Raw genomic sequence first — 21,659 nt, 5'->3', positions numbered from 1 at the left:
TTAAGCCCGGCCGGGGCCGGGCTATGCTTTAAGCGAGGGGGGAAGCCTGGGCCGTAAAGACCAGATCGACGCTCAAGTCCAGGTTCTGGGCTATGGTACCAGCAGTACTGGGCAGGCTGACGACGAAGGTCAGCAGGTCATCATAAGGCGAAACCAGCAGGCGGCCACTAGAAGGCTGGTTGTATAGACCGGAAAGAGTGCCATTATAGAGCACTGTTGCTGGGCTGGCTTCGATATAAATGTTTAAGCGGTCGGCAAGTAACTGGGCCTCGCGGGGAGTAGTAGGGCTTACTTCCTTCCAGTCAGCAAAGATAAAGTAATACTCGTCTACAGTACCGGTATTTGACACTTGCAGCTGGGGCGACCCGACAGACTGGCCGGGAACCAGGTTGGCCGGGGAAAAAAGGGCCGTGGTCGGGCTTAAGGTTAGAGCTACATCGGCAGTTCCTGCCGTACTGCCAGTAACAGTGGCACTGGCGGTTAGAGCCATGCAGATCACTCCTTTTACAACCTTTTCTCTTTCCCCCTATGCCTTTTGGGTATTGGCAAAGAGGGTCTTTCCTTTTTCTGGATTAGTATTACTATATGCATCTTAGCTCGGAGAAGTTATCTAGTCCTGCCATTTTTCGAGCTGAATTTTATCCGCTGGCCAGAGGATGCTTTCATAATGTTCCCGGGGCATATAATTAAAGGTCGGATCCTGGCTAACGGCGCGCTCGTATTTAGCCCGGATATCAGCCGGGTTGGCCCAGCCGAGGTGTTTGATCCTCAGATCGCTTTCCAGGTGGGGCAGGTGGCGGTAGGCTAGAGGCAGGCGGCCGCAGTGAAATTTTTGTAAGGGCCAGGCGGCATCCAGCCAGGGCTGGTACTTGACGAGGTAGATAGAAAAACCACGCAGCCAGGGATTCCAGAGGCCGTCGACGCGGTAGTAGTCTTCACTGCCCCAGCAATCAAAAAGGCGGAAGCTAATAGCTGGAAAGAGATCCTGTTTTAGCAAATAAGGGAGTTCCCGTTCTACCCTGGTCTCCAGGAATTCATCGGCATCAAGGGCCAGTATCCATTCGGGGTTGGTAGCTACGGTATAGTGCCAGAGTTCGTGGCGCAACCGGGCTTCATCCTTAAGAAATAAGGAGGTATCGCGGCAATAAAGTTTAACCATGGGGAAACTCAAACAGATCTCAGGAGTAGCATCCGTAGAGGCATCGTCCAGGATGACCAGCTCATCAACATAGTTAGTCAAAGCTTTAAGGCAGCGCTCCAAATAACGGTTGGCTTCATTACGGACGATCATCATGGCCGTAACCTTGGGCATAGAACTTGCTTTCCCTCCGAACTACTGCTTATCCAAAGGATAAACCCTGCTGATATACTGTCGCCAGCGGGCTTCCCAGAGGCGACGGTCAAAGGCCCGGGCGGTAGCAGCGGCATTGGCGCCGAGGCGCAGGCGCTCCCGGGGGTGATCAATTAAAAAGCGCAGGGCTTGGGTCAGGTATTCCCTGGATGGATGGATTAACAGGCCATTATAGCCATCGATAATCAGGTTGGTGAGTCCGCCAACATTGGTGGCAATAACAGCCTTACCCATAGCCATGGCCTCCAGGCATGAAAAGCTGGTACCCTCCGAATAAATACTGGGAATAACAACTATATCGGCAGCGGCATAAACCTCCGGCATAGCGTTAAAGTCTGGATGACAGTAAAGGATACGCCCGTTATGGGCCTCTTTTTGCCGCCAGGCATGAAAAAACTGCAGGTACCTGGGGGTATTTGTATCAATGGCAAAGAGAAACTCAAGGTCGGGGTACTCAGCCAGTAAAGGAGGGATAACCTCTTTCAACAGGTCAAAGCCCCGTTCCGGGGCCAGCCGGCGCGGGTACAAGACGCGTACCCTGGGCTGTTGTTCTTTTTCGCGGGGATAAAATTGCTTTAAATCGACAAAGTTTGGGATTACCCGGACCTTCTGGTCGGCCAGATTAGGGTAGATGGCCCGAGCAACGTTAAGAAAGTTGTAGTCGCAAGATATTATTAAAGTGGCCTGAATAAGGGCTGCAGCGACATAGTTTTCATAGGCAGCCCGGGCGTGGGCCGGACTGTAACCTGGTAGTTCCCACCAGACGCCATGGGAGATGCAAATAGAACGGGGTCGGTAATAGACTTGCTGGAGAATAGAGGAATAAAGCACCCTCCCGCGGACAGTCTCCTCCATTCGTTTAACAGTTAAGTGCAAATGGTGCTGATCGGCCTGGTAGCCATATACCGGCCAGCCGCGGAAAGTAGTTTGAAAATCCCGGTGGGCGTTCTGATGGAAGGAAACTTCATAACCCATCTCTGTCAGGAGTTCTGCCAGGGCGTGGAGGTATCTTTCCAGGCCCCCGATTACCGGTTCTTGACCATTCCAGGCCAGCAGGTTGGGTGTAAAAATGGCTATTTGCCGGTCCAGGGAGTATCACCCCGTTTCTTTTCCATCTCTTGTACTCATGTTAACTTATGCTTTTGTTCCACGGATAGTTACCAAAAACCCTTCCTAATACTGCAGATTAGGAAGGGTTTAAAGCTTTAACTTGCTTTAATCAGGGTTTCAGGAAATTCAGCAGCATAGTTCAAAATCCGCTGCAGCACCTCCTGGCGCCTGGCGTTAATGGCCTCAAAATTCATGGCCGGTATATAGAAGGTTTCCATGTAATCATGGGTTAATTTGGCCTGACGGATGTAGGCCACGGCCCGGTCCAGGCAGGCCTGATAGCGGTAGGCGGCGCTGCTGATCTCGTGGGCGTAAGTTCCCAGCTTATCCCGGTCGATATAGGCCGACAGGTTAAGTTTCATGGCCGTGAGTTCCGGTAGGCAGAAGGGATCGTAAGTGTGGGGCGGCTGGACGTTCATGGCTGCTGCTTTTATTTCCGGTATAATTACCAGGTCAATATTCCGGGGATTGAAGGGACAATGGTAAATCTCCGTGTGCAATCCTTTTTCGTGGGCCAGGTCAGCGATCCGGGCCAGCACCTGGGGTACGCCGGAACCAGGTTCGCCGGAGATGGTATAAAGTTGTTGCACATCCTGGAGTAGGGATTCCACATGGCCGGTAATGATGCCATCAGGGGTAATAGCAGTGGCAAAGAGATGGCGAACTTTGGCCGGCCGGTCATAGCGTGGTGCTACACCGCTGAAAATAGTGTGGAGCAAGTTAGCCACAGCCCTGTTAACCTGGCTTTCAATCATGCACTCTGAAATATAGCTTTCCCACTCATCGCGGATAACCTTGGCTTCCCGGAGGGCACTGTAGGCTATGCGGAACAAGCGCCCGACCCGGGCGTTGGCCTTGAGGATTTCCTCTTTATGGGCCCGCATCTTGCTTTCATCCCAGTAGTCTCCCAGGTGAATAATCTCATCTACAGCACCGGGGTTCTTAGGATCAACTATATGGGGAGCCGTACCATCGATTAGAGCTACTTTGATGGCGGGAATGACCACGGCATCCAGGGAATTGTTATCGGAGGAGCAGCAGTGAAATTCCACATCATAACCTTTAGCCAGCATAGTTTCGCCGATTTTGCGCATGAAGGTGGACTTGCCCACTCCCGGGCCGCCTTTAACGACGAAGATCCGGGTGGCATCGGGTTCGATAATGTAATCATAAAAGGAATAAAAACCCTCACAGGTATTCCCGCCGGGAAAAACCCTTCTTAACTTTCCCTGGCCCATGTTTTAACCTCCCTGTAAAATTAACTTACTTAAATCTTATGCTCCCAGGCACAAAACTTGCCTGGTCCAAGAAGAACATGATTTTCACTATGCGAAAATAATTTTTGAAATACTGGATACATCAGTTTTGCCTATTGTCAATTTGGTGTTTTTCCTTTATAATTGTGCCATACAAAATGAAAAAGCATTTCGCAGGGCAAAGGGGTCCTTGAAGCAGCTACAATGGTGTAGCGCGAGGGGGCAATGATTAAATTTTATGCAGCAGCCCAAAATTTTTATTGCCAGTTCCGACCCATCTACCCGGCAAAACTTGAAGTACATGCTGGTGCGGGAAGGTTACTTGATTGCCGGGGAAGCCCCGGACGGCAGCCAGGCCCTGCGGATGATCCGCACCCTGCAGCCCAGCCTGATAATTCTAGATAGCGAACTCCAGGGTACCAATGCCCTGGAAGTAGCCAGGATTATCGAGGAAGATGGGGTAGCACCGATTATCCTCCTGGCTTCTTCCTGGCATCGCAATCTTCTTACCCGTACGCGCGATTTTCCGATCTTTGCTTATTTAATTAAACCGATCCAGGAAAGCACCCTGTTGCCGGCGGTAGAAGCAGCCCTGGCCAATTACCAGAAAATAAGCCGCCTGCAGCAGGAAATCAGCAAGCTGAAGGAGACCCTGGCCGCCCGGAAAATAATTGAGCGGGCCAAGGGCATTCTCATGGATACCATGGGGTTAACGGAAGCCGAGGCCTACCGGCGCATGCAGCGCCAGAGTATGGACCGTTGTGTCCCCATGAAAAGCATTGCCGAAGCCATTATTGTCGCCCATGAACTCCAGGGTGGCAGCAATAAGGCCAAAAAGACGGACTAACCCTTTAGGGCAACGGCGTCCTGAAGGAGAGGGTTTTTATGCCCTTTTCTTACAGGACGCTTTTTATAAAGAAACTGGCGTAGACAGTTTCTATAAATTTAGCAGGAGGTTTATGCTGATGGATGAAAAGGAAAAACGGGCGGCTGTCCTAAACCGGGCCGAGGAATGGGGGGTAAAATTTGTTCGCCTCCAGTTTACCGATATTTTTGGGGTATTGAAAAATGTAGCCATTCCGGTGGACCAGTTACCCAAGGCCCTCAATAATGAACTCATGTTTGACGGCTCTTCCATTGAAGGCTTTGTGCGCATTGAGGAGTCGGATATGTACCTGCGCCCCGACCCAGACACCTTTGTAGTTTTTCCCTGGCGGCCCCATGAGGGGACGGTAGCCCGCCTCATTTGCGACGTATATAACCCCGATGGCACGCCCTTTGCCGGTTGTCCTCGCTGTACCCTGAAGAAGGTTATGGCCGAAGCAGCCGCCATGGGCTTTACCATGAACGCCGGGCCGGAAGCCGAATTCTTCCTTTTCCATACCGACGCTTCCGGCCGGCCGACCCTGGAAACCCACGACCGGGCCGGTTACTTTGATCTTACCCCGGTGGACCTGGGGGAGGACGCCCGCCGGGACATGGTCCTGACCCTGGAGCAAATGGGCTTTGAAATCGAAGCCTCCCATCACGAGGTGGCTCCCGGCCAGCATGAGATTGACTTTAAATATGCCGAGGCCCTGACCACGGCTGACCGCATTGCCACGTTTAAATTTGTAGTGCGGACCATTGCCCAGCGTCACGGCCTCCATGCCACCTTTATGCCCAAGCCCATTTACGGCATTAACGGTTCGGGTATGCACGTTAATATTTCCTTGTCTAAAGACGGACAGAACGCCTTTTACGACCCCAGCGACAAGCTGGGTCTAAGCCAGACTGCCTACCAGTTTATCGCTGGCGTCATGACTCATGCCCGGGCCCTGGCAGCTGTAACCAACCCGACGGTCAATTCTTATAAACGCCTGGTACCAGGTTACGAAGCGCCAGTCTATATCGCCTGGTCGCCACGTAACCGCAGTCCCTTAATCCGGGTACCGGCCAAACGGGGCTCTTCCACCCGCATTGAAGTGCGGCACCCGGATCCTTCCTGCAACCCATACCTGGCCCTGGCTGTACTGCTGAAGGCCGGGCTGGATGGAATTAAAAAAGGCATGACCCCGCCGCCGCCGACGGATAAAAATATCTTTGCCATGACCCCGGCCGAACTCCAGGCGGAAGGCATCGGCGTCCTGCCGGGGAGCCTGGATGAAGCCCTGGAAGCCCTGGCCGCAGATGAGGTTATCAAGGAAGCCCTGGGTCCCCACATCTATGAGCGCCTGACCCTGGCCCAGAAACTCGAATGTGAACAGTACCGTACCAGGGTGCACCAGTGGGAAATCGACCAGTATTTGACCAAGTTTTAATAGAGGGAGGGAGTGAGCAACGATGCTCAGGGAGGGAGAATACCGGATACCTTCGGGATGCGCCATCAGCGGCTTTATCAATAAAGACGGCCGCCGGGTTGACGGCAGCGCCATCATCCAGTCTATCGCCCTGATGCAGGAGCGGTCCAACGGCCTGGGCGGCGGCTTCGCCGCCTATGGCATCTACCCGGAATATCAAGATTATTATGCCCTGCACCTGCTCTTTGAGGATAAGCTGAGCCGCAACCAGGTGGAAGAGTTGATTAAGGATAATTTTTATATTGAAGCCGAAGACCGTATCCCCACCCGTCATGTCCGGTCCATTGGCAAAGCGCCCTTACTATGGCGCTATTTTGTAACCCCGAGGCTGTCGAAAATTGAAGAATCCCAGGAGACAGAGGCCGACTTCATGACCAGGCTGGTCATGCGCATCAATGATAGTGTCAACGGCGCCTATGTCGTTTCCAGCGGTAAAAATATGGGAGCATTTAAAGGAGTGGGTTACCCGGAAGATATTGGCGAGTTTTTCCGCCTGGACGAGTACCAGGCCTACAGCTGGATTGCCCACGGCCGCTTTCCCACCAACACACCCGGCTGGTGGGGAGGCGCCCATCCCTTTACCCTGCTGGACTGGTCGGTAGTTCATAATGGCGAGATATCTTCCTACGGGGCCAACCGGCGCTTTTTAGAAATGTACGGTTATAAAATGACCCTGCAGACAGATACCGAAGTAGTGGCCTATGCCATAGATTTACTGGTCCGGCGCCATAAACTGCCCCTGGAACTGGCGGCCAGGGTCCTGGCGGCCCCCTTCTGGCAGGAAATTGACCGCCTGCCGGCAGCGGAACGCGACCTTTATACCCGCCTGCGGGTAGTTTACGGGAGCCTCCTGATGAACGGACCCTTTTCCATCATTGTCGGCTTCAGCGGCGGCATCATGGCCCTGAATGACCGCATCAAGCTGCGTCCTCTGGTGGCCGGTTCTAAAGGTGCTACCCTGTATGTAGCCAGTGAAGAAGCAGCCATCCGGGAAATTTGCCCTGACGTGGAAAGGGTCTGGTACCCGCAGGGCGGCGAGCCGGTCATCGGCCGCCTGGAGGAGGAAGCCCAATGCCGACTTTCAGCCTGATGCCACCTGAATTTAGTGTCGTCCGCGATGATAACAAATGCATTAAATGCCTGGCCTGCGTGCGCCAGTGCGGCTTTGACGCCCAGCAGTATGATGCGGAAGACGACCGTCTCTATGCCATTGATGCCAACTGCGTCAATTGCCAGCGTTGCGTCAGCATCTGCCCGGCCGGGGCGCTGACTATTTATAAAAACCCGCCGCCCATGCGGCCCAATGCCCACTGGAGGGAGGGCCACCTGCGCAACATTGTCAAGCAGGCGGAAACTGGCGGGGTGCTCCTCACCGGCATGGGGAACGACCAGCCCTTCCCCCCTTATTTCGACCGGCTGCTCCTTAACGCCAGCCAGGTGACCAATCCTTCCATTGATCCCTTAAGGGAACCCATGGAACTGCGGACTTACCTGGGCAGCCGTGCCGAGCCGGTAAGCAGGGAGGAAAGCAAGGATAAAACCAGGACCCCCCTGGTGCCCATAGAGACCCCCATCATGTTTTCCGCCATGTCCTACGGGTCCATCAGCCATGAGGCCTTTGAATCCCTGGCCCGGGCGGCAAAAGCATTCGGCACCCTGTTCAATACCGGCGAAGGCGGCCTGCCCGAGGATCTCTACGAGTATGCCGATCACGCCGTAGTCCAGGTCGCCTCAGGACGCTTCGGCGTCCACGCCGGTTACCTGAATGCCGGGCGCGTGATCGAAATTAAAATCGGCCAGGGTGCCAAGCCGGGCATCGGCGGCCACCTGCCGGGGGAAAAGATTACCGCGCCTGTGGCAGAGACGCGGATGATACCTGAGGGTACCGACGCCCTGTCACCGGCTCCCCATCATGATATCTACTCCATTGAAGACTTGAAGCAATTAATCTTTACTTTAAAAGAAGCAACCCGTTACCAGAAACCGGTCTCCGTCAAAATTTCGGCCGTCCATAACGTGGCGGCCATTGCCAGCGGCATTGCCCGGGCTGGGGCCGATATCATCGCCATTGACGGTTTTCGCGGCGGCACTGGCGCAGCTCCTACCATGATCCGCGACCATGTGGGTATTCCCATCGAGCTGGCCATTGCCGCCGTGGACCAGCGCTTGCGCGAGGAAGGCATCCGCAACCGGGTATCCCTGGTGGCTGCCGGGGGCTTCCGCAGCAGCGCCGATGTGGTGAAAGCCATAGCCCTGGGTGCCGATGCGGTCTACATCGCCACCGCCGCCTTGATTGCCCTGGGCTGCCACCTCTGCCAGAAATGCTATACCGGCAAGTGCAGCTGGGGCATCGCCACCCAGGATCCCTACCGCAGCCGGCGCCTGAACCCGGAAATCGGCGCCGAACGCCTCTACAACCTGCTGCGGGGATGGTCCCACGAGATAAAAGAAATGCTGGGCGGCATGGGCATCAACTCCATTGAAAGCCTGCGCGGCAACCGCCTGCACCTGCGGGGCGTAGGCTTAAACGAAGTGGAACTGAAGCTCCTGGGTGTCAAGCACGCCGGCGAAGCAATGTAGCAGGGGAGGGAACACCAGTGAAAAAAGTATACGCCCGGCCGGCCTACTGTATGAACTGTCACCTCTGCGAAGTGAACTGCATTGTGGCCCATTCCCGCAGCCGCGACCTTTTCCGCGCTTACAAGCGCGAGAATTTAAGGGGTGCGGCGCGGGTTTTTGTCGAAGAGCGTTTGCCCCTCTCGGTAGCCGTCCAGTGTCGTCACTGCGATGACCCCCGCTGTGTGGCCGGCTGCATCTCCGGGGCCATGGTCAAAGATCCGGAGACTGGGATTGTCTATTGCCAGGAAGATAAATGCGTGGGTTGCTGGACCTGTGTGGCCAGCTGTCCCTATGGCGCCATCCGGCCCGGGGAGAAAAATGGCCGCCCGGTGCCTTTGAAATGCGACCTCTGCCGGGAGGCTGATGAGCCGGCCTGCGTGGCCGGTTGTCCCAACCGGGCACTTGTTTTTGAGGAAAGGAGGGCAGGGGCATGAACTACGTCCTTATCGGCAATTCCGTAGCTGCCGTCAACGCCGTGGTAGGAATCCGGGAGTATGACCGGGAAGGCTCCATTACCATCGTCTCGGCGGAAAACTATTATGCCTATGGCCGGCCCCTTATTTCCTACTGGCTGGAAAAGCGGGTCCAGGAACAGGATATGCCCTACCGGCCGCAAGAGTTTTATGCTCAAAATAACGTCCACGTCCTCCTGGGACGCCGGGCCGTAAAACTGGACCCGGAAGCCTGCCAGGTCTACCTGGATAACGGTGAGAAGCTCCCCTACGACCGTTTGCTCCTCGCCACCGGGGGCCGGCCCTTTGTGCCGCCCATCGCGGGGTTAACACCGGCCAACTATTTTACCTTTATAAACTATGACGACGTTCGCCGCCTGGAGGCTTTTGCCATCCCCGGGCGGGAAGCTGTTATCCTGGGGGCTGGGCCGACGGGTCTGAAGGCAATGGAGAGCCTGGTGCAGCGGGGCGTCAAAGTAACGCTGGTTGAACTGGCCGACCGCATCTGGGCTCCGGCCCTGGACCCGGAAGCTGGAGCTTTAATAGCCGGCTTCCTGCAGGATAAGGGTGTCAACCTTTATTTAAACGATACCCTGACCAGTATCCGCCAGGAGGATGATGGACGCCTCCTCATGGAGCTTAAATCCGGCCGGGAACTCAAGGCTGACATCCTGGTGATTGCTATTGGCGTGCGGCCCAATGTCGAGCTTCTCGAGGGTTTACCCGGGGTGACCATTAACCGCGGCGTCGTTGTGGGATCGGACTTGAGCACCGGCCTACCCGGCGTTTACGCTGCCGGGGATGTGGTGGATGGCAACCCGCCCCTGCTGCCCCATGCGGCCATCCAGGGGAAAATAGCCGGGCGCAATATGGCCGGAGCAGGGGAGATCTATCAACCCTTACCGCCCTATAACGCCCTTGGTTTCCTGGGCCTGCACATTATCAGCATGGGTAACAGTGCGGCCACCGGTGAGGAATATGAACTCCTGACGGAAGTAGACCCTGCCACCCTGATCTACCGCAAGCTGGTTTTAAAGGATAACCGCCTAGTAGGCGGGCTGCTGATTAATAAATTCGACCGGGCCGGCATCTACCGCCAGTTGCTCGAGGAAGGCATTGAGGTCACGTCCTTTAAAGATGAATTGCTGCGGCCAGATTTTGGTCTCTTGAGTTTACCAGAAACCATCTGGCAGCAACAGCTGGCAGTGTGAGGTGAAGGGGATTTTATGGAAACTTTAAATGCCTGGGGCCTGTCTTATCAAGCCCTGAATGAGTCTATCAGGACCATCCTGGATAACGGCTGCCGGGAACTGGTTTTAAAAAATGTAAATGGTCAGCGTTACATTGGTGCCGGCGTCCAGGGCCGGGCCCGGCTGGAGATTTATGGCGTGCCGGGCAACAACCTGGCGGCCCTGATGGACGGGCTGGAAATAGAGGTTTTTGGTAATGCCCAGGACGGCGTGGGCAACACCATGAACGACGGCACGGTAATTATCCACGGTAACGCCACAGATATTACCGGTTACTCCATGCGCGGCGGCCGCATCTTTATCCGCGGCAGTGTCGGCTACCGGGTGGGTATCCACATGAAGGCCTTCCGGGATAAAAACCCCCTGATTGTCATCGGCGGCAAGGCCGGGGACTTTTTCGGCGAGTACATGGCCGGCGGCACCCTGGTCCTGCTGGGCCTGGATTTGCAACCCGGGGAAGCCATGGTGGGTAATTTTGTAGGCACCGGGATGCACGGCGGCGAGATCTTTATCCGCGGCCAGGTAGATTCCTTCTACCTGGGTAAAGAAGTTAAAGCAGTACCACCTACAGCCGCCGACCAGAAGCGCCTGCGGGAAATTGTGGGCGATTTTGCCCGTTACTTTGACCTGGAGGCCGAAAAGATCCTGGCCCGTCCCTTTACCAAGTTGATACCTTACAATAAACGGCCATATGGTACGTTGTATGCTTATTGAGTTGAACTATTGGCACCCTAGCTGGTATTTCCAGAGAGGATTTTTTGGCGGCCTATGAGGATGACTAATTGGGAAATTAACAAAAAGCCATCTGCGTGACAGATGGCTTTTGTTGATCCAGAGGGTGCAGCTATCAAATTCTCTCGAAGGCTTCTTTGCCGGCGCCGCAGATGGGGCAGGCCCAGTCACCCGGCAGGTCTTCAAAGGGTGTACCAGGGGCAATGCCGTGTTCCGGGTCGCCTTGGGCCGGGTCATATATATAATTGCAGATAGTGCACCGGTACCTGGGAGTAGTGGTAACTGGCCCGGTTTCAGCCTGGGCGACCGCGAAGGTAGGCGCCGTTTTCGGGGTCGTACCGCGCTTGACCTGGTGGTAGTAGGCATAGGTCATGGGCTCACCCTGGAGAAGGACGGCGGCATCCGTTAAAGTGCCGATAAATATGCTGTGGGTGCCGGCGTCAACTGTTTGATTTACTTCAGCTTCCAGGTGGGCCAGGGTGTGTTCAGCCAGGTAAGGAAGACCTGACTGCGTTAGCTTGTAGTTCAACCCGGCAAACTTGTCTACCTCACGGCCGGATTTGAAGCCAAACTGGCCGATGAGGGAAAGGGGGGCATCCTTGGCCAGGACCGAGACGGCAAAGCTCCTGCCGGCCTGGATAAATTCATGGGTCAGGTTTTGCTTGTTGATGCTAACGGCAACCGTCGGCGGTTCCGAGGAAATCTGGAAGACGGTATTGGCAACCTGGCCGTTGAAACGATTGTCTTTTTTGGCCGTAACCACATACAGCCCGTAGGAAATGGTATGCAGGGCTTTGATATCCAAAACTATCCCTCCATTTAAATGGAAGTCAGAGTGTCATAACGCCTCTAGCCCCTAATTCTTATAGCCATCTCCCGGCCCAAGTTATAGCAGTGCTGCAGGTCGCTCTCTTTAGGCACCCACTTCACTGTGGGGCCGGGCTCGGCAATTAACTCAATTTTGGCGGCCTTTAAACGTTCCTCCAGGATCTTCTGGGCGCCGCCGCCCCACCCGTAAGCACCGAAGGCCAGGCCGATTTTATTTTTCGGCCTTAAGCCCACCAGGTCATCCAGGAGGGGAGAAACCACTGGTAGAATGTCGTTATTAATTGTCGGCGAACCTACCAGGACGGCGCGGGCATCGAGGATCTCTTTGATAATATCATTGCGGTCGGATACGGAGAGCTTGAAGAGCCTGACCTCACAGCCCCCGGCCACCAGGCCGTCTAGAAGGGCGTGGGCCATCTTTTCCGTACTCAGCCACATGGTATCATAGGCAATAACGGCCTTCGCCGTACCTTTGCCTTCAGCCCAGCGGGCATAGGCTTCAATGATCCGCCGGGGATCCTGCCGCCAGATAATGCCGTGGCTGGGGGCAATGGTTTTAATGGCCAGATTCATCTTCTGAATTTCTTCCAGCTTTTTGGTAATCAGGCTGCTGAAGGGCATGAGGATATTAGCGTAATACTTGGCCGCCTCGTCCATAATTAGTCCCACATCTACTTGATCATCGAAGCGGGCGCTGGAGGCGATATGCTGGCCGAAGGCATCGTTGGGAAGGAGCAGGGCCTCTTCGGGAACATAGGTAAACATGCTGTCAGGCCAGTGGAGCATGGGCGCTTCGATAAATGCCAGGGAACGTTTACCAAGGCTGATGCTGGTCCCGGTTTTGACGATGGTGTACTGGAAATCAAGATGAGGGTAATGGTCCTTGAGGCTTTCATAACCACGCTGGGTACAGAGGACGTGGGCGCCGGGGCAGAGGTCCATGATAGCCGGGAAGGCGCCTGCGTGGTCGCTTTCAGTGTGGTTGACCACCAGGTAATCGATTTTAACCGGGTCCTGGATTTGCTTCAGTTTGGCGATCAATTCCTCTTGAAAGGGTTCGTAAACGGTATCCACCAGGGCGGTTTTTTCATCGACAATATAGTAGGCATTATATGTAGTCCCCCGGTGGGTGGAAAAGGCGGGGCCATGAAAGTAACGGATGTTCCAGTCGATGGCCCCCACCCAGTAAATACCTTCCGCAATGGTAATGGGCTGGCCCATGGATTCTTAATCATCCTTTCGGTCTGTTTTTTGCTAGCATCGCCTGGCATAGGAGCCAGGTGCAACTTTATGTTATCTTTATTTAATAATTTTCCGCCTGTAGTTCAAAGAACGCCTGGGGATGAGCACAGGCCGGGCATACTTCCGGGGCGGCATTGCCTTCATGGATATAGCCGCAGTTGCGGCAGCGCCATATTACCTTTTCTTCCCGCTTAAAGACACGGTTATTTTCTATATTGGCCAGCAGGGCGCGATAACGGTCTTCATGTCCCTTCTCGGCCCGGGCAATGGCCCGGAAGACGGCAGCTATCTCCTTGAAACCTTCTTCTTCAGCTACCCGGGCAAACTCGGGATACATGGTGGTATGTTCGTAATTTTCCCCGTCGGCACTAGCGGCAAGGTTCAAGGAAGTAGTGGCAATGGTACCTGCCGGAAAAGCTGCGCTAATTTCTACTTCGCCGCCCTCCAGGAATTTAAAGATACGCTTGGCATGTTCTTTTTCGTTATCGGCAGTTTCTAAAAAGATAGCTGCAATTTGCTCATAGCCTTCCTTTTTCGCCTGACTGGCATAGTAAGTATAGCGGTTGCGAGCCTGGGATTCGCCGGCAAAAGCCGTCAGAAGGTTTTTTTCCGTCTGGGTACCTTTAAGACCGGGCATATTGCTCACTCCTCTATAAGATTTCGACGCCATTTTACCTTACCAAAGTTAGGAAGTCAAGGCAGGCATCAGTTGGTTTAAGCAATTAAAAGGCAAATTTTTTTTGAAAAACTTTTATAACCGGCAGGAAAAAAGGGGAATTATAGCGAATATTAATTGCAAATAGTAATCCTTACTAAAAGGGGGAATTTAATTATGACAGCAATCGGCCAGGTTTACAGGTGCAATGTTTGCGGTAATATTGTCGAGGTCCTCCATCCCGGAGTTGGGGCCCTGGTTTGCTGCGGCAAACCCATGGAGTTATTGACGGAGAACACCGTAGACGCCAGCAAGGAAAAGCATGTCCCGGTAGTTACTAAAGTTAATGGTGGTTTTAAAGTGACCGTTGGCAGTGTTCCCCATCCAATGGAAGAAAAGCATTATATTGAGTGGATCGAACTGCAGGCCGGCGGCCAGGTCTTGCGGCAGCACCTGGATCCCGGTGACGCTCCCGAGGCAGTTTTTTGTACTGAATCCGGGAGTGCCACGGCCCGCGCCTATTGCAACCTCCACGGCCACTGGCGGTCCAATAATTAAACCATGTTAAAAATAACCACCCCAGCTCAGCATGTTTCTTTACGTTATTTGAAGTCAAATTAACCAGGGCGGTATACCCGGGTAAGATAATATGGCAAGGAGTGTAATCTTAATGGAAAAGTATGTGTGCATAGCGTGCGGCTATGTCTATGACCCGGCTGAAGGCGATCCCGCTAACGGCATCGCCCCGGATACGCCCTTTGCCGACCTGCCGGAAGATTGGGTTTGCCCGGTGTGCAGCGCCGGCAAAGAGATGTTTGAACCTGAAGCCTGAAAGCACCCTGTTAACCGGTAGGCGCCATTATTATATGGCTGACTGCAGTTGCAATAAAGCGACAAAAGTTCTCTGGGCTAGAGTCTAAAGGAGGTATATTGGTATGAATAAATGGCGCTGTTCCGTATGTGGTTATGCTTTTGAAGGGGAAGCCCCTCCGGAAAAATGTCCTTCCTGCCAGTCAACCTGTAGTTTTGTCGATGCCAACTGCTATATCCCTGATTGCGGTGGCGGCTCTATATAGTTAACACGGCAATTGATAGCAGGTATTATACCTTTGAAGGGGGCAAGTTATGTTCCACGCCAGTGAAGTCTTTGCATTTGCCCGGGCCATTGAACAAAAGGGCCAGGTCTTTTATCAAGCCATGGCTGCCAGCGCCCAGGATGATAAAGTCCGAAAGCTTTTCCAACGTTTGGCCTTAGAAGAAGGTCAGCATATCCTGGATTTTGATCAACTAGCTTCTAAAGCAACTCCATATGATCCCCCGGAGTCTTACCCGGGGGAATATGAGGCATACATGCAGGCCCTGGTGGATAGCAATGTTTTCCCTAAGGACCTGCATCCTGAGACCCTGATCAAGCAGATTACTACTGATATAGAAGCCCTTAATTTCGCCATCCAGTTTGAAAAGGATGCCCTACTGTTTTTCAGCGGTTTAAAGAACCTTGTTTCTGTAACTGAGACAGCTATGATTGATGAGTTGTTACGCCAGGAAAGGCGGCACCTGTGCGAGCTGCACAGCGCCCTGCAGAATAAATAATTTTGCTTGCCCTGGGCTGCGCCAGGATCGCCCCGATCGCCCCTTGACAATGCCGGTTGTCAGGTGATATACTTTTCCTTGCACAGAGGAAGAACGGGGCGTAGCTCAGTTTGGCTAGAGCGCTACCTTGGGGTGGTAGAGGCCGCTGGTTCAAGTCCAGTCGCTCCGACCATTTTTACAGGACGCCATAACGGCGTCTTTTATTTTTCACTTCTTAAGATATGACCGTTGACTGGTAAAAAAAGTAACGATACAATGTAATACAGGGGGCAAAAGAGTGAGAGGTAAAATTTGGTGAGCTTTAAACGGCAGCCTTGTTGGACGAATACCGCGGTTTCCGCCATGTTTTTCGTAACGTTTACGGTTTCAACCTGGCAGCCGAACGGTTGGAAAGACTGATCCAGAAGCTGCCGGAAACGCTGATATCTTTTCGTAAAGATATTCAGGTCTTTTTAGATCGCATGCGCGAGATTATAGCCAAATGAAAAATATCCAGGCCCTGGTTATCCGGGGCATGGATGTTTGTATATTCCACATATACCCGAGGAGGAATTTATTTTGCAGGTTGGTTTAGTAGGTTTGGGTAAAATGGGCCTCAACCTGGCCCTCAATATAATGGAACATGGTCATGAAGTGATAGGATATGCCCGCACAAAGGCTACCGTGGACAAAGCTGCGGCGCAAGGAATTAAAAGCGCTTATAGTTTGGAAGAACTGGTAGGCCAGCTTAAGACCCCGCGCCTGGTCTGGTTGATGATCCCTGCCGGGCTGGTGATCGATGAGGTAATTGAGCAGCTATTACCCCTGCTTACTCCCGGGGATATTATCGTCGACGGGGGTAATTCTCATTACCGGGATACTTTACGTCGTTATCAATATTTAAAGGAAAAGGGTATTCGCTTCGCAGATTCCGGTACCAGCGGCGGTATGGAGGGGGCCCGCTACGGCGCCTGCTGCATGGTGGGGGCCGAGGACGAGGTTTTCGCTTACCTGGAACCTTTATTTAAAGATATAACCGTACCCGGCGGTTATCTCCATACCGGGCCGCCCGGCAGTGGCCACTATGTCAAAATGATCCACAACGGTATCGAATACGGCATGATGCAGGCCATTGGCGAGGGTATGGAAGTCCTGGCTAAAGGGCCCTTCAAACTGGATCTGAAGGCGGTGGCAAGGGTCTGGCGCCATGGCTCGGTAATCCGGGGTTGGCTTATGGACCTCATGGAAAGTGCCCTTAGCAAAGACGCTACCCTGGAAAGCATAAAAGATATCGCTTATTCATCCGGTGAGGGCCTCTGGACAGTGGAGGAAGCCCTGCGGCTGAAGGTACCGGCGCCGGTAATCACGGCAGCCCTGCTGATGCGCTACCGCTCCGAGCAGGAGGAGAGCTTTGCCACCAAGGTGGTCGCCGCCCTGCGCCATGAGTTCGGCGGCCACGACGTGGCCCGAAAATAGGAGGGTTATTAAATATAACTTTATGTTTTCTACGTTCATATAACGGAGTAGGTACGGAGATGAGATGGTGATGTTCGTTCCGGTTAGTTAAGTACAATTAAACCCCTTGGATATCCTCACATTGAAGGGAATACGATTTGCTGGAATTGGAGGGATAAAAGACTAAGAAGCGGCATGGTTTGGTACCAGGCCGCTTCTTAGTTGGAATTTGCCTTCAAGGATGCTTTGTTATAGCCAGTGAAGACAAGCCCTCAACTTTATCCGACATCTACTGCGATTTTTAGTTGACAATAAGGGGGAGTGGGGTTACAATTGGATTTGATTGATGTCATGCCCCACTTTTATCCTGGAGGAGGAATGATAATTGCGCGCATTGGGCCGTCATGTTTTAGCTGAGGTTTATGGATGCAGCTTCGAGATCTTAAACGACATCAAAAAGGTCGAAGAAATCATGGTCAAAGCCGCTCTAGAAGCCGGTGCCGAAATCCGGGAAGTCTGCTTCCATAAATTCAGCCCTCAGGGTGTCAGCGGCGTGGTGGTCATCTCCGAATCGCACCTGGCAATCCACACGTGGCCGGAGTTAGGGTATGCTGCCGTAGATGTTTTTACCTGTGGTGAAAGGGTTAATCCCTGGGATGCCTGCAGGTATTTAACCGAGCAGTTCCAGGCAGGCGAAGTCCACGCCACCGAAATTGAACGGGGCGTCATGGAACCTCCTCGGGCGGCAGCGGTAAATCTGTAGGAGGGATATTTATTTTATTACCTACAACTAAAGGTAGTAGCGATGGTAGTAGCTGACAGGCCTTGCAGGGAGGAAACTTGCAGGGCCTGTAGCGTTTTTTACGATAAAAAACCAGCAGGAATATGCATTAAAGAATAGAATATCAAAAGGAATACTCATTTTCATTTATAGGAGGGCTGGAGGTTGACCGCCCTGTTTAAATTATTACAACCAGAGCTGGAAATAGTTCGCCAGCGTTTGTTAAAGGAAACCCGCATGCAAGGGCGAACGCTACCCGGGCTTACCTGGCCTGTTTTGAACCATTTAGATCAAGATTTTCTACCTGCTCTAGTCCTTTTAAGCGCCCATACTCAGGGTTACTTTGGCCCCAGGGCTCTATCCCTGGCTGCTGTTTTTCAATTTATTTTCCTGGCCTCATTAATTCATAACAATGTTAAGCATGAGGTAGCCCTGGAAACCCTGGTGGGAGATTATTTCTACACCCGATTTTTTGATCTCCTGTGCCGCGATGGTAATCTGCAATTTCTGGCACCCCTTTCCCAGTTGATTTGCCAGATTCACCTTGATGCTGCCCGGCAACTAGAAAAAGCCAGGGAAGGAGCAGTTACTGCCAGGGGAAATTCTTTTTTCGAAAAACTTCATACCAGGGAATACCTGGCTGCCGCGGCAACTTACCTGGGCAGCCAGTTAGGCCAGGCCGAACCAAAGGTAGCCCAGTTCTGGCAGGAGATAGGCTTACTTTTAGGCAAGCTGTGGAATGGCCAGGCAGTAACCGTTAAAGCCACCGAGGCCGTAGAAAGACTTGCTCCTGGAACGGTAAGGGAACTCCTTGGCGAACTGGTCATACAATTAGGCGATGAGTTGCCTGTCAAGCGGGTGATGGCCCTGTGACCAAAGAGGAATATGTACGTGGCATTTTTAACAACATTGCTCCCCGTTATGACCTTTTAAATACGATTCTCAGTTTTAACTGCGACCGGGGCTGGCGCCGCTTTACCGTAGCCCAGGCAGGCCTTGTACCTGGGAAGAGGGCTTTGGATGTCTGCTGTGGCACCGGTATGCTTTCTCTGGAGCTTGCCCGCGCCGTAGCCCCTGGTGGGCAGGTAGTTGGGTTAGACTTTGCCCCGGCCATGCTTGAGGTGGCCCGGCGCCGCCTGGCAGCCAGTGCCTATGGTCACCTGGTGCAGCTGGTAGAAGGCAATGCCCTGGAGCTCCCCTTCCCGGATAATACCTTTGATTGCGCCACCATTGCCTTTGGCCTGCGTAACCTCCCTGATATCAAAAGGGGCCTGGCGGAAATGATGCGAGTGGTACGGACGGGAGGACGGGTGATTTCCCTGGAATTAGCCAAACCCTCCCGGCCCTTTTTTAAGCAGATTTATTACCTGTACTTTGACCACCTGGTGCCTTTAATAGGACGCCTGGGAGTAGGAATGGAGGGCCCCTATAGCTACCTGCCCCGTTCCCTTAAGGGCTATCCCCACCAGGAAGAAATATTGCAGTACTTCCGCGACCTGGGCCTAGCCAGGGCACGTTATTACGAGCTGACGGGCGGAATTGTAGCTGTCCATGTGGGGATAAAGAAATAATGTTGCCTTGCTATGACAGGGGCGGTATAATGAAACTAGCCATAAACAGGTTAAAAGGAGGTGGAGCGATGGAAGATAAGTCTATGACCCTGACTGAGCACCTGGAAGCTTTGCGACGGGTACTGCTGGTATGTATTATCGCTCTGGTGATCGCAACTATCGCTGTTTATTTTGGCTTCCGGGACCAGTTGCTGGTTTTAATCATGAGACCCATTAAGGAAATAGGCATAAACCCGGTCTTTATCACTCCCTGGGAAGCCTTTTTTACCACTATAAAAATTTGCTTCGTGGCAGCTATCTTCCTGGCTCTACCGGTGATCCTCTGGGAGGTCTGGAGCTTTATCCTGCCGGCCCTGCACAGCCATGAACGGCGCCTGGTTTATATGTTAATGCCGGCCTCAATAGTGCTCTTTGCCGCGGGAATAGTCTTTGGTTACCTGGTAGTTTTCCCGGCAGCCCTTCGCTTTTTATTGGTAACTGCCAGCGAAGGCTTTACGCCGCTGATTTCCATCTCCCGGTATTTTAGTTTCTTAACCATGTTTATTTTACCTTTCGGGGCCGTTTTCCAGTTGCCCTTGGCTATTATGCTCCTAACCCATTTAGGGCTGGTAACGCCAAGGTTTCTGGCGAAAAACCGTAAATATGCTATTTTAATTATCTTTGTCCTGGCAGCCATTCTTACTCCAACGCCGGATATGATTTCCCAGACGCTAATGGCTTTACCGGTAATTGCCCTTTATGAAGTCAGCATCTGGATTTCTTACCTGGTACGACGCAAGCGGGAAGAAAAGGCCAAGGAAGAAGGTATTTAAATTTAAAGGAAACAGGTGTACAATTAAGTTAAACAGGAGGTGAGAAGGATGTTCGGTTTGGGAGCTCCTGAATTAATCTTGATTTTAGTCCTGGCGTTGATTATTTTTGGCCCCGGCAAGCTACCCGAAGTGGGCCGCGCCCTGGGTAAGGGGATCAGGGAGTTTAAGAATGCTACTAATTCCGTAACTGAGGAAATCAAAGAAGCGGCCAGAATAGATGACGGCGATGGCAGTGCCAATAAAGAGAAGGCCGCTAAACAGGCCAGTTAAAGAGTGGTAAGCTACGGGAGATAAACTCCCGTTTTTTTCTGGTAAAATTCCCCGGCCAGCGCCTGAAAGAATACATAAATTCTTTAGAACGCAGCTTGTTTTTGCTTTACTGCGAGGTGAGGTGGCTTTGGAAACAACACCAAGGGGGAACCGCTTGCATATTGCTATCTTTGGTCGCCGCAACGCCGGCAAGTCCAGTTTAATCAACGCCCTGACCAACCAGGAACTGGCCGTAGTCTCCAGCGTTCCTGGCACGACAACCGACCCGGTCCTTAAATCCATGGAAATTTTACCCCTGGGTCCCGTCGTGCTCATCGACACGGCCGGGATTGACGACGTGGGCGAACTGGGCGCTTTAAGGATTAAAAAGACCATGGAAGTCCTGCGGCGCACTGATCTGGCCATCCTGGTCCTGGACCCGGCAGCCGGGGTTGGACCTTACGAACTGGAACTCTTGCAGCGACTAAAGGAACAAAACCTGCCCCTGGTGATAGTTTTAAATAAAATCGACCAGGGTGGCCGGGAACTATTGTCGGACCTGGAAAAAAACCTGGGACAGCGGGTCCTGCCGGTTAGCGCTCTGACCCGCCAGGGTATCGAGGAATTGAAGGGGGAGATGATTAAAGCCGCTCCTGCCGACTTTGAGGAGCCTTATATTGTTGCCGACCTGGTGGGGCCCGGAGAAATGGCCGTCCTGGTGGTCCCTATCGACCTGGCGGCACCGAAAGGGCGCCTGATCCTACCCCAGGTACAGACGCTGCGGGACTTGCTGGATCATGACGCCATGGGCCTGGTGGTCAAGGAGCGGGAACTGAAGCTGGCCCTGGCGAAGATCCCGCCCCCGAAGATTGTTATTACCGATTCCCAGGCTTTCTTGAAGGTGGCGGCCGACACGCCGCCAGGCATCTGGATGACTTCCTTTTCCATTTTATTTGCCCGCTATAAAGGTGACCTGGTGGAGCTGGTGCGGGGCGCGAAGGCTGTTAAAAATTTACAGCCGGGCGACAGGGTTCTCATTGCTGAGGCCTGTACCCACCACCGCCAGGCTGATGACATCGGTAAAGTGCAGATACCCCGCTGGCTGCGCCAGTACGTGGGTGGTGATTTACAGTTTTCCTGGTATTCCGGCACTGGCTACCCGGAAGATGTGGCCAGTTACAAAGTGATAATTCACTGCGGCGGCTGCATGATCAACCGCCGGGAAATGCTCTACCGCATCCAGCTGGCCAAGGAAGCCGGCGTACCAATAGTTAATTACGGCGTCCTCCTGGCCTTTATCCACGGGGTCCTCGAACGGGCCCTGGAACCCTTCCCCCTGGCCCTGATGGCATGGCGGGAAGAAGAGTAAATATAATTGGCAGGAG

The 21,659-nt window shown here is 53.1% G+C and carries 26 protein-coding genes and 1 tRNA gene; 20 read left to right on the top strand and 7 right to left on the bottom strand.

Translation table 11 applies throughout. The annotated features are described in order from the left end of the window. Positions 1-28: 28 nt before the first annotated feature. From MOST_RS07820 to MOST_RS07800, 4 genes are all read right to left on the bottom strand, one after another. Positions 29-490: a hypothetical protein gene (locus MOST_RS07820; protein WP_054936823.1), complete on the bottom strand. Its 462-nt coding sequence runs from the start codon at positions 488-490 to the stop codon at positions 29-31. A 120-nt stretch (positions 491-610) separates the two neighbouring features. Next, positions 611-1,312 carry a glycosyltransferase gene (locus tag MOST_RS07815; RefSeq protein ID WP_054936822.1) on the bottom strand — a complete coding sequence of 234 codons (702 nt, stop codon included), beginning with the start codon at positions 1,310-1,312 and terminating at the stop codon, positions 611-613. 21 nt (positions 1,313-1,333) lie between these two features. Beyond that, a complete protein-coding gene (locus MOST_RS07810) occupies positions 1,334-2,404 on the bottom strand; it encodes a glycosyltransferase family 4 protein (RefSeq protein ID WP_485889821.1) in 1,071 nt (356 codons plus the stop codon). 152 nt (positions 2,405-2,556) lie between these two features. Next, positions 2,557-3,699: a PRK06851 family protein gene (locus MOST_RS07800; RefSeq protein WP_054936819.1), complete on the bottom strand. Its 1,143-nt coding sequence runs from the start codon at positions 3,697-3,699 to the stop codon at positions 2,557-2,559. Between the two features lie 256 nt (positions 3,700-3,955). On the opposite strand from MOST_RS07800, the gene MOST_RS07795 reads away from it, so the two are divergent. The 7 genes from MOST_RS07795 to MOST_RS07765 all read left to right on the top strand — a co-directional run bounded on the left by MOST_RS07795 (position 3,956) and on the right by MOST_RS07765 (position 11,091). Next, on the top strand, positions 3,956-4,564 hold the full coding sequence (locus MOST_RS07795) for an ANTAR domain-containing response regulator (RefSeq protein ID WP_054936818.1): 609 nt from the start codon (positions 3,956-3,958) through the stop codon (positions 4,562-4,564). Positions 4,565-4,682: 118 nt separating this feature from the next. Further along, positions 4,683-6,017 (top strand): type I glutamate--ammonia ligase, encoded by a 1,335-nt coding sequence (glnA, locus tag MOST_RS07790; protein ID WP_054936817.1) that lies wholly within the window; start codon positions 4,683-4,685, stop codon positions 6,015-6,017. 22 nt (positions 6,018-6,039) lie between these two features. Then, a complete protein-coding gene (locus tag MOST_RS07785) occupies positions 6,040-7,146 on the top strand; it encodes a class II glutamine amidotransferase (RefSeq protein WP_054936816.1) in 1,107 nt (368 codons plus the stop codon). Further along, positions 7,128-8,636 carry a glutamate synthase-related protein gene (locus MOST_RS07780; RefSeq protein ID WP_054936815.1) on the top strand — a complete coding sequence of 503 codons (1,509 nt, stop codon included), beginning with the start codon at positions 7,128-7,130 and terminating at the stop codon, positions 8,634-8,636. Before MOST_RS07785 ends, MOST_RS07780 begins: the two co-directional genes overlap by 19 nt. Before the next feature lie 17 nt (positions 8,637-8,653). After that, the gene (locus tag MOST_RS07775) at positions 8,654-9,109 is read left to right on the top strand and encodes a 4Fe-4S dicluster domain-containing protein (protein WP_054936814.1); all 456 of its coding nucleotides are present in this window, start codon (positions 8,654-8,656) and stop codon (positions 9,107-9,109) included. Next, positions 9,106-10,338 (top strand): NAD(P)/FAD-dependent oxidoreductase, encoded by a 1,233-nt coding sequence (locus MOST_RS07770; protein WP_054936813.1) that lies wholly within the window; start codon positions 9,106-9,108, stop codon positions 10,336-10,338. The genes MOST_RS07775 and MOST_RS07770 overlap by 4 nt, the downstream gene beginning before the upstream one ends. Positions 10,339-10,353: 15 nt before the next feature. After that, complete coding sequence (locus MOST_RS07765) at positions 10,354-11,091, top strand: GltB/FmdC/FwdC-like GXGXG domain-containing protein (RefSeq protein ID WP_054936812.1); 738 nt, start codon at positions 10,354-10,356, stop codon at positions 11,089-11,091. Between the two features lie 133 nt (positions 11,092-11,224). Here the strand turns inward: MOST_RS07765 and rd (MOST_RS18340) are convergent, their stop codons facing one another. The 3 genes from rd (MOST_RS18340) to rbr all read right to left on the bottom strand — a co-directional run bounded on the left by rd (MOST_RS18340) (position 11,225) and on the right by rbr (position 13,816). Next, a complete protein-coding gene (gene rd / locus MOST_RS18340) occupies positions 11,225-11,914 on the bottom strand; it encodes a rubredoxin (RefSeq protein WP_054936811.1) in 690 nt (229 codons plus the stop codon). A 44-nt stretch (positions 11,915-11,958) separates the two neighbouring features. Next, complete coding sequence (fprA, locus tag MOST_RS07755; RefSeq protein ID WP_054936810.1) at positions 11,959-13,158, bottom strand: nitric oxide reductase FrpA; 1,200 nt, start codon at positions 13,156-13,158, stop codon at positions 11,959-11,961. 82 nt (positions 13,159-13,240) lie between these two features. Beyond that, entirely contained in the window at positions 13,241-13,816 is a 576-nt protein-coding gene (gene rbr / locus MOST_RS07750) for a rubrerythrin (RefSeq protein WP_054936809.1), read from the bottom strand. 195 nt (positions 13,817-14,011) lie between these two features. Between rbr and MOST_RS07745 the strand changes: the two genes are divergently transcribed. The 13 genes from MOST_RS07745 to hydF all read left to right on the top strand — a co-directional run bounded on the left by MOST_RS07745 (position 14,012) and on the right by hydF (position 21,643). Continuing rightward, positions 14,012-14,392: a desulfoferrodoxin gene (locus tag MOST_RS07745; RefSeq protein WP_054936808.1), complete on the top strand. Its 381-nt coding sequence runs from the start codon at positions 14,012-14,014 to the stop codon at positions 14,390-14,392. A gap of 112 nt (positions 14,393-14,504) precedes the next feature. Further along, positions 14,505-14,666 (top strand): rubredoxin, encoded by a 162-nt coding sequence (gene rd, locus MOST_RS07740; protein WP_083476630.1) that lies wholly within the window; start codon positions 14,505-14,507, stop codon positions 14,664-14,666. 103 nt (positions 14,667-14,769) lie between these two features. Continuing rightward, positions 14,770-14,910 (top strand): rubredoxin-like domain-containing protein, encoded by a 141-nt coding sequence (locus MOST_RS17240; RefSeq protein WP_129588675.1) that lies wholly within the window; start codon positions 14,770-14,772, stop codon positions 14,908-14,910. A 49-nt stretch (positions 14,911-14,959) separates the two neighbouring features. Then, entirely contained in the window at positions 14,960-15,427 is a 468-nt protein-coding gene (locus tag MOST_RS07735; protein ID WP_054936807.1) for a ferritin-like domain-containing protein, read from the top strand. Between the two features lie 94 nt (positions 15,428-15,521). Further along, positions 15,522-15,599 (top strand) — tRNA-Pro (locus MOST_RS07730). Positions 15,600-15,741: 142 nt separating this feature from the next. Continuing rightward, complete coding sequence (locus MOST_RS17235) at positions 15,742-15,912, top strand: ribonuclease toxin HepT-like protein (RefSeq protein ID WP_157049481.1); 171 nt, start codon at positions 15,742-15,744, stop codon at positions 15,910-15,912. Between the two features lie 73 nt (positions 15,913-15,985). Beyond that, the gene (gene gnd / locus MOST_RS07725; RefSeq protein WP_054936806.1) at positions 15,986-16,882 is read left to right on the top strand and encodes a phosphogluconate dehydrogenase (NAD(+)-dependent, decarboxylating); all 897 of its coding nucleotides are present in this window, start codon (positions 15,986-15,988) and stop codon (positions 16,880-16,882) included. A 364-nt stretch (positions 16,883-17,246) separates the two neighbouring features. After that, the gene (gene speD, locus MOST_RS07720) at positions 17,247-17,624 is read left to right on the top strand and encodes an adenosylmethionine decarboxylase (RefSeq protein WP_054936805.1); all 378 of its coding nucleotides are present in this window, start codon (positions 17,247-17,249) and stop codon (positions 17,622-17,624) included. Between the two features lie 183 nt (positions 17,625-17,807). Continuing rightward, positions 17,808-18,515, top strand: coding sequence for a polyprenyl synthetase family protein (locus MOST_RS07715; RefSeq protein WP_054936804.1), 708 nt, complete (start codon positions 17,808-17,810; stop codon positions 18,513-18,515). Further along, positions 18,512-19,213 (top strand): bifunctional demethylmenaquinone methyltransferase/2-methoxy-6-polyprenyl-1,4-benzoquinol methylase UbiE, encoded by a 702-nt coding sequence (ubiE, locus tag MOST_RS07710; RefSeq protein ID WP_054936803.1) that lies wholly within the window; start codon positions 18,512-18,514, stop codon positions 19,211-19,213. The genes MOST_RS07715 and ubiE overlap by 4 nt, the downstream gene beginning before the upstream one ends. A 68-nt stretch (positions 19,214-19,281) precedes the next feature. After that, positions 19,282-20,025 (top strand): twin-arginine translocase subunit TatC, encoded by a 744-nt coding sequence (gene tatC, locus MOST_RS07705; protein WP_054936802.1) that lies wholly within the window; start codon positions 19,282-19,284, stop codon positions 20,023-20,025. 48 nt (positions 20,026-20,073) lie between these two features. Further along, positions 20,074-20,295, top strand: a complete 222-nt coding sequence (locus tag MOST_RS07700; protein ID WP_054936801.1) for a Sec-independent protein translocase subunit TatA/TatB — start codon at positions 20,074-20,076, stop codon at positions 20,293-20,295. A gap of 127 nt (positions 20,296-20,422) precedes the next feature. After that, a complete protein-coding gene (gene hydF / locus MOST_RS07695) occupies positions 20,423-21,643 on the top strand; it encodes a [FeFe] hydrogenase H-cluster maturation GTPase HydF (protein WP_083476629.1) in 1,221 nt (406 codons plus the stop codon). Positions 21,644-21,659: the final 16 nt, after the last annotated feature.

This window comes from Neomoorella stamsii (assembly GCF_002995805.1).
Classification (GTDB): domain Bacteria; phylum Bacillota; class DSM-521; order Neomoorellales; family Neomoorellaceae; genus Neomoorella; species Neomoorella stamsii.
The sequence above is the reverse complement of the archived record's forward strand: the minus strand, read 5'-3'. Positions and strand labels throughout refer to the sequence as shown.

Coding starts and splice junctions, on each gene's coding strand:
- MOST_RS07820 (WP_054936823.1), bottom strand. CDS start 490: ATGGCTCTAACCGCCAGTGCCACTGTTACTGGCAGTACGGCAGGAACT.
- MOST_RS07815 (WP_054936822.1), bottom strand. CDS start 1,312: ATGCCCAAGGTTACGGCCATGATGATCGTCCGTAATGAAGCCAACCGT.
- MOST_RS07800 (WP_054936819.1), bottom strand. CDS start 3,699: ATGGGCCAGGGAAAGTTAAGAAGGGTTTTTCCCGGCGGGAATACCTGT.
- MOST_RS07795 (WP_054936818.1), top strand. CDS start 3,956: ATGCAGCAGCCCAAAATTTTTATTGCCAGTTCCGACCCATCTACCCGG.
- glnA (WP_054936817.1), top strand. CDS start 4,683: ATGGATGAAAAGGAAAAACGGGCGGCTGTCCTAAACCGGGCCGAGGAA.
- MOST_RS07785 (WP_054936816.1), top strand. CDS start 6,040: ATGCTCAGGGAGGGAGAATACCGGATACCTTCGGGATGCGCCATCAGC.
- MOST_RS07780 (WP_054936815.1), top strand. CDS start 7,128: ATGCCGACTTTCAGCCTGATGCCACCTGAATTTAGTGTCGTCCGCGAT.
- MOST_RS07770 (WP_054936813.1), top strand. CDS start 9,106: ATGAACTACGTCCTTATCGGCAATTCCGTAGCTGCCGTCAACGCCGTG.
- MOST_RS07765 (WP_054936812.1), top strand. CDS start 10,354: ATGGAAACTTTAAATGCCTGGGGCCTGTCTTATCAAGCCCTGAATGAG.
- fprA (WP_054936810.1), bottom strand. CDS start 13,158: ATGGGCCAGCCCATTACCATTGCGGAAGGTATTTACTGGGTGGGGGCC.
- rbr (WP_054936809.1), bottom strand. CDS start 13,816: ATGCCCGGTCTTAAAGGTACCCAGACGGAAAAAAACCTTCTGACGGCT.
- MOST_RS07745 (WP_054936808.1), top strand. CDS start 14,012: ATGACAGCAATCGGCCAGGTTTACAGGTGCAATGTTTGCGGTAATATT.
- rd (WP_083476630.1), top strand. CDS start 14,505: ATGGAAAAGTATGTGTGCATAGCGTGCGGCTATGTCTATGACCCGGCT.
- MOST_RS17240 (WP_129588675.1), top strand. CDS start 14,770: ATGAATAAATGGCGCTGTTCCGTATGTGGTTATGCTTTTGAAGGGGAA.
- MOST_RS07735 (WP_054936807.1), top strand. CDS start 14,960: ATGTTCCACGCCAGTGAAGTCTTTGCATTTGCCCGGGCCATTGAACAA.
- tatC (WP_054936802.1), top strand. CDS start 19,282: ATGGAAGATAAGTCTATGACCCTGACTGAGCACCTGGAAGCTTTGCGA.
- MOST_RS07700 (WP_054936801.1), top strand. CDS start 20,074: ATGTTCGGTTTGGGAGCTCCTGAATTAATCTTGATTTTAGTCCTGGCG.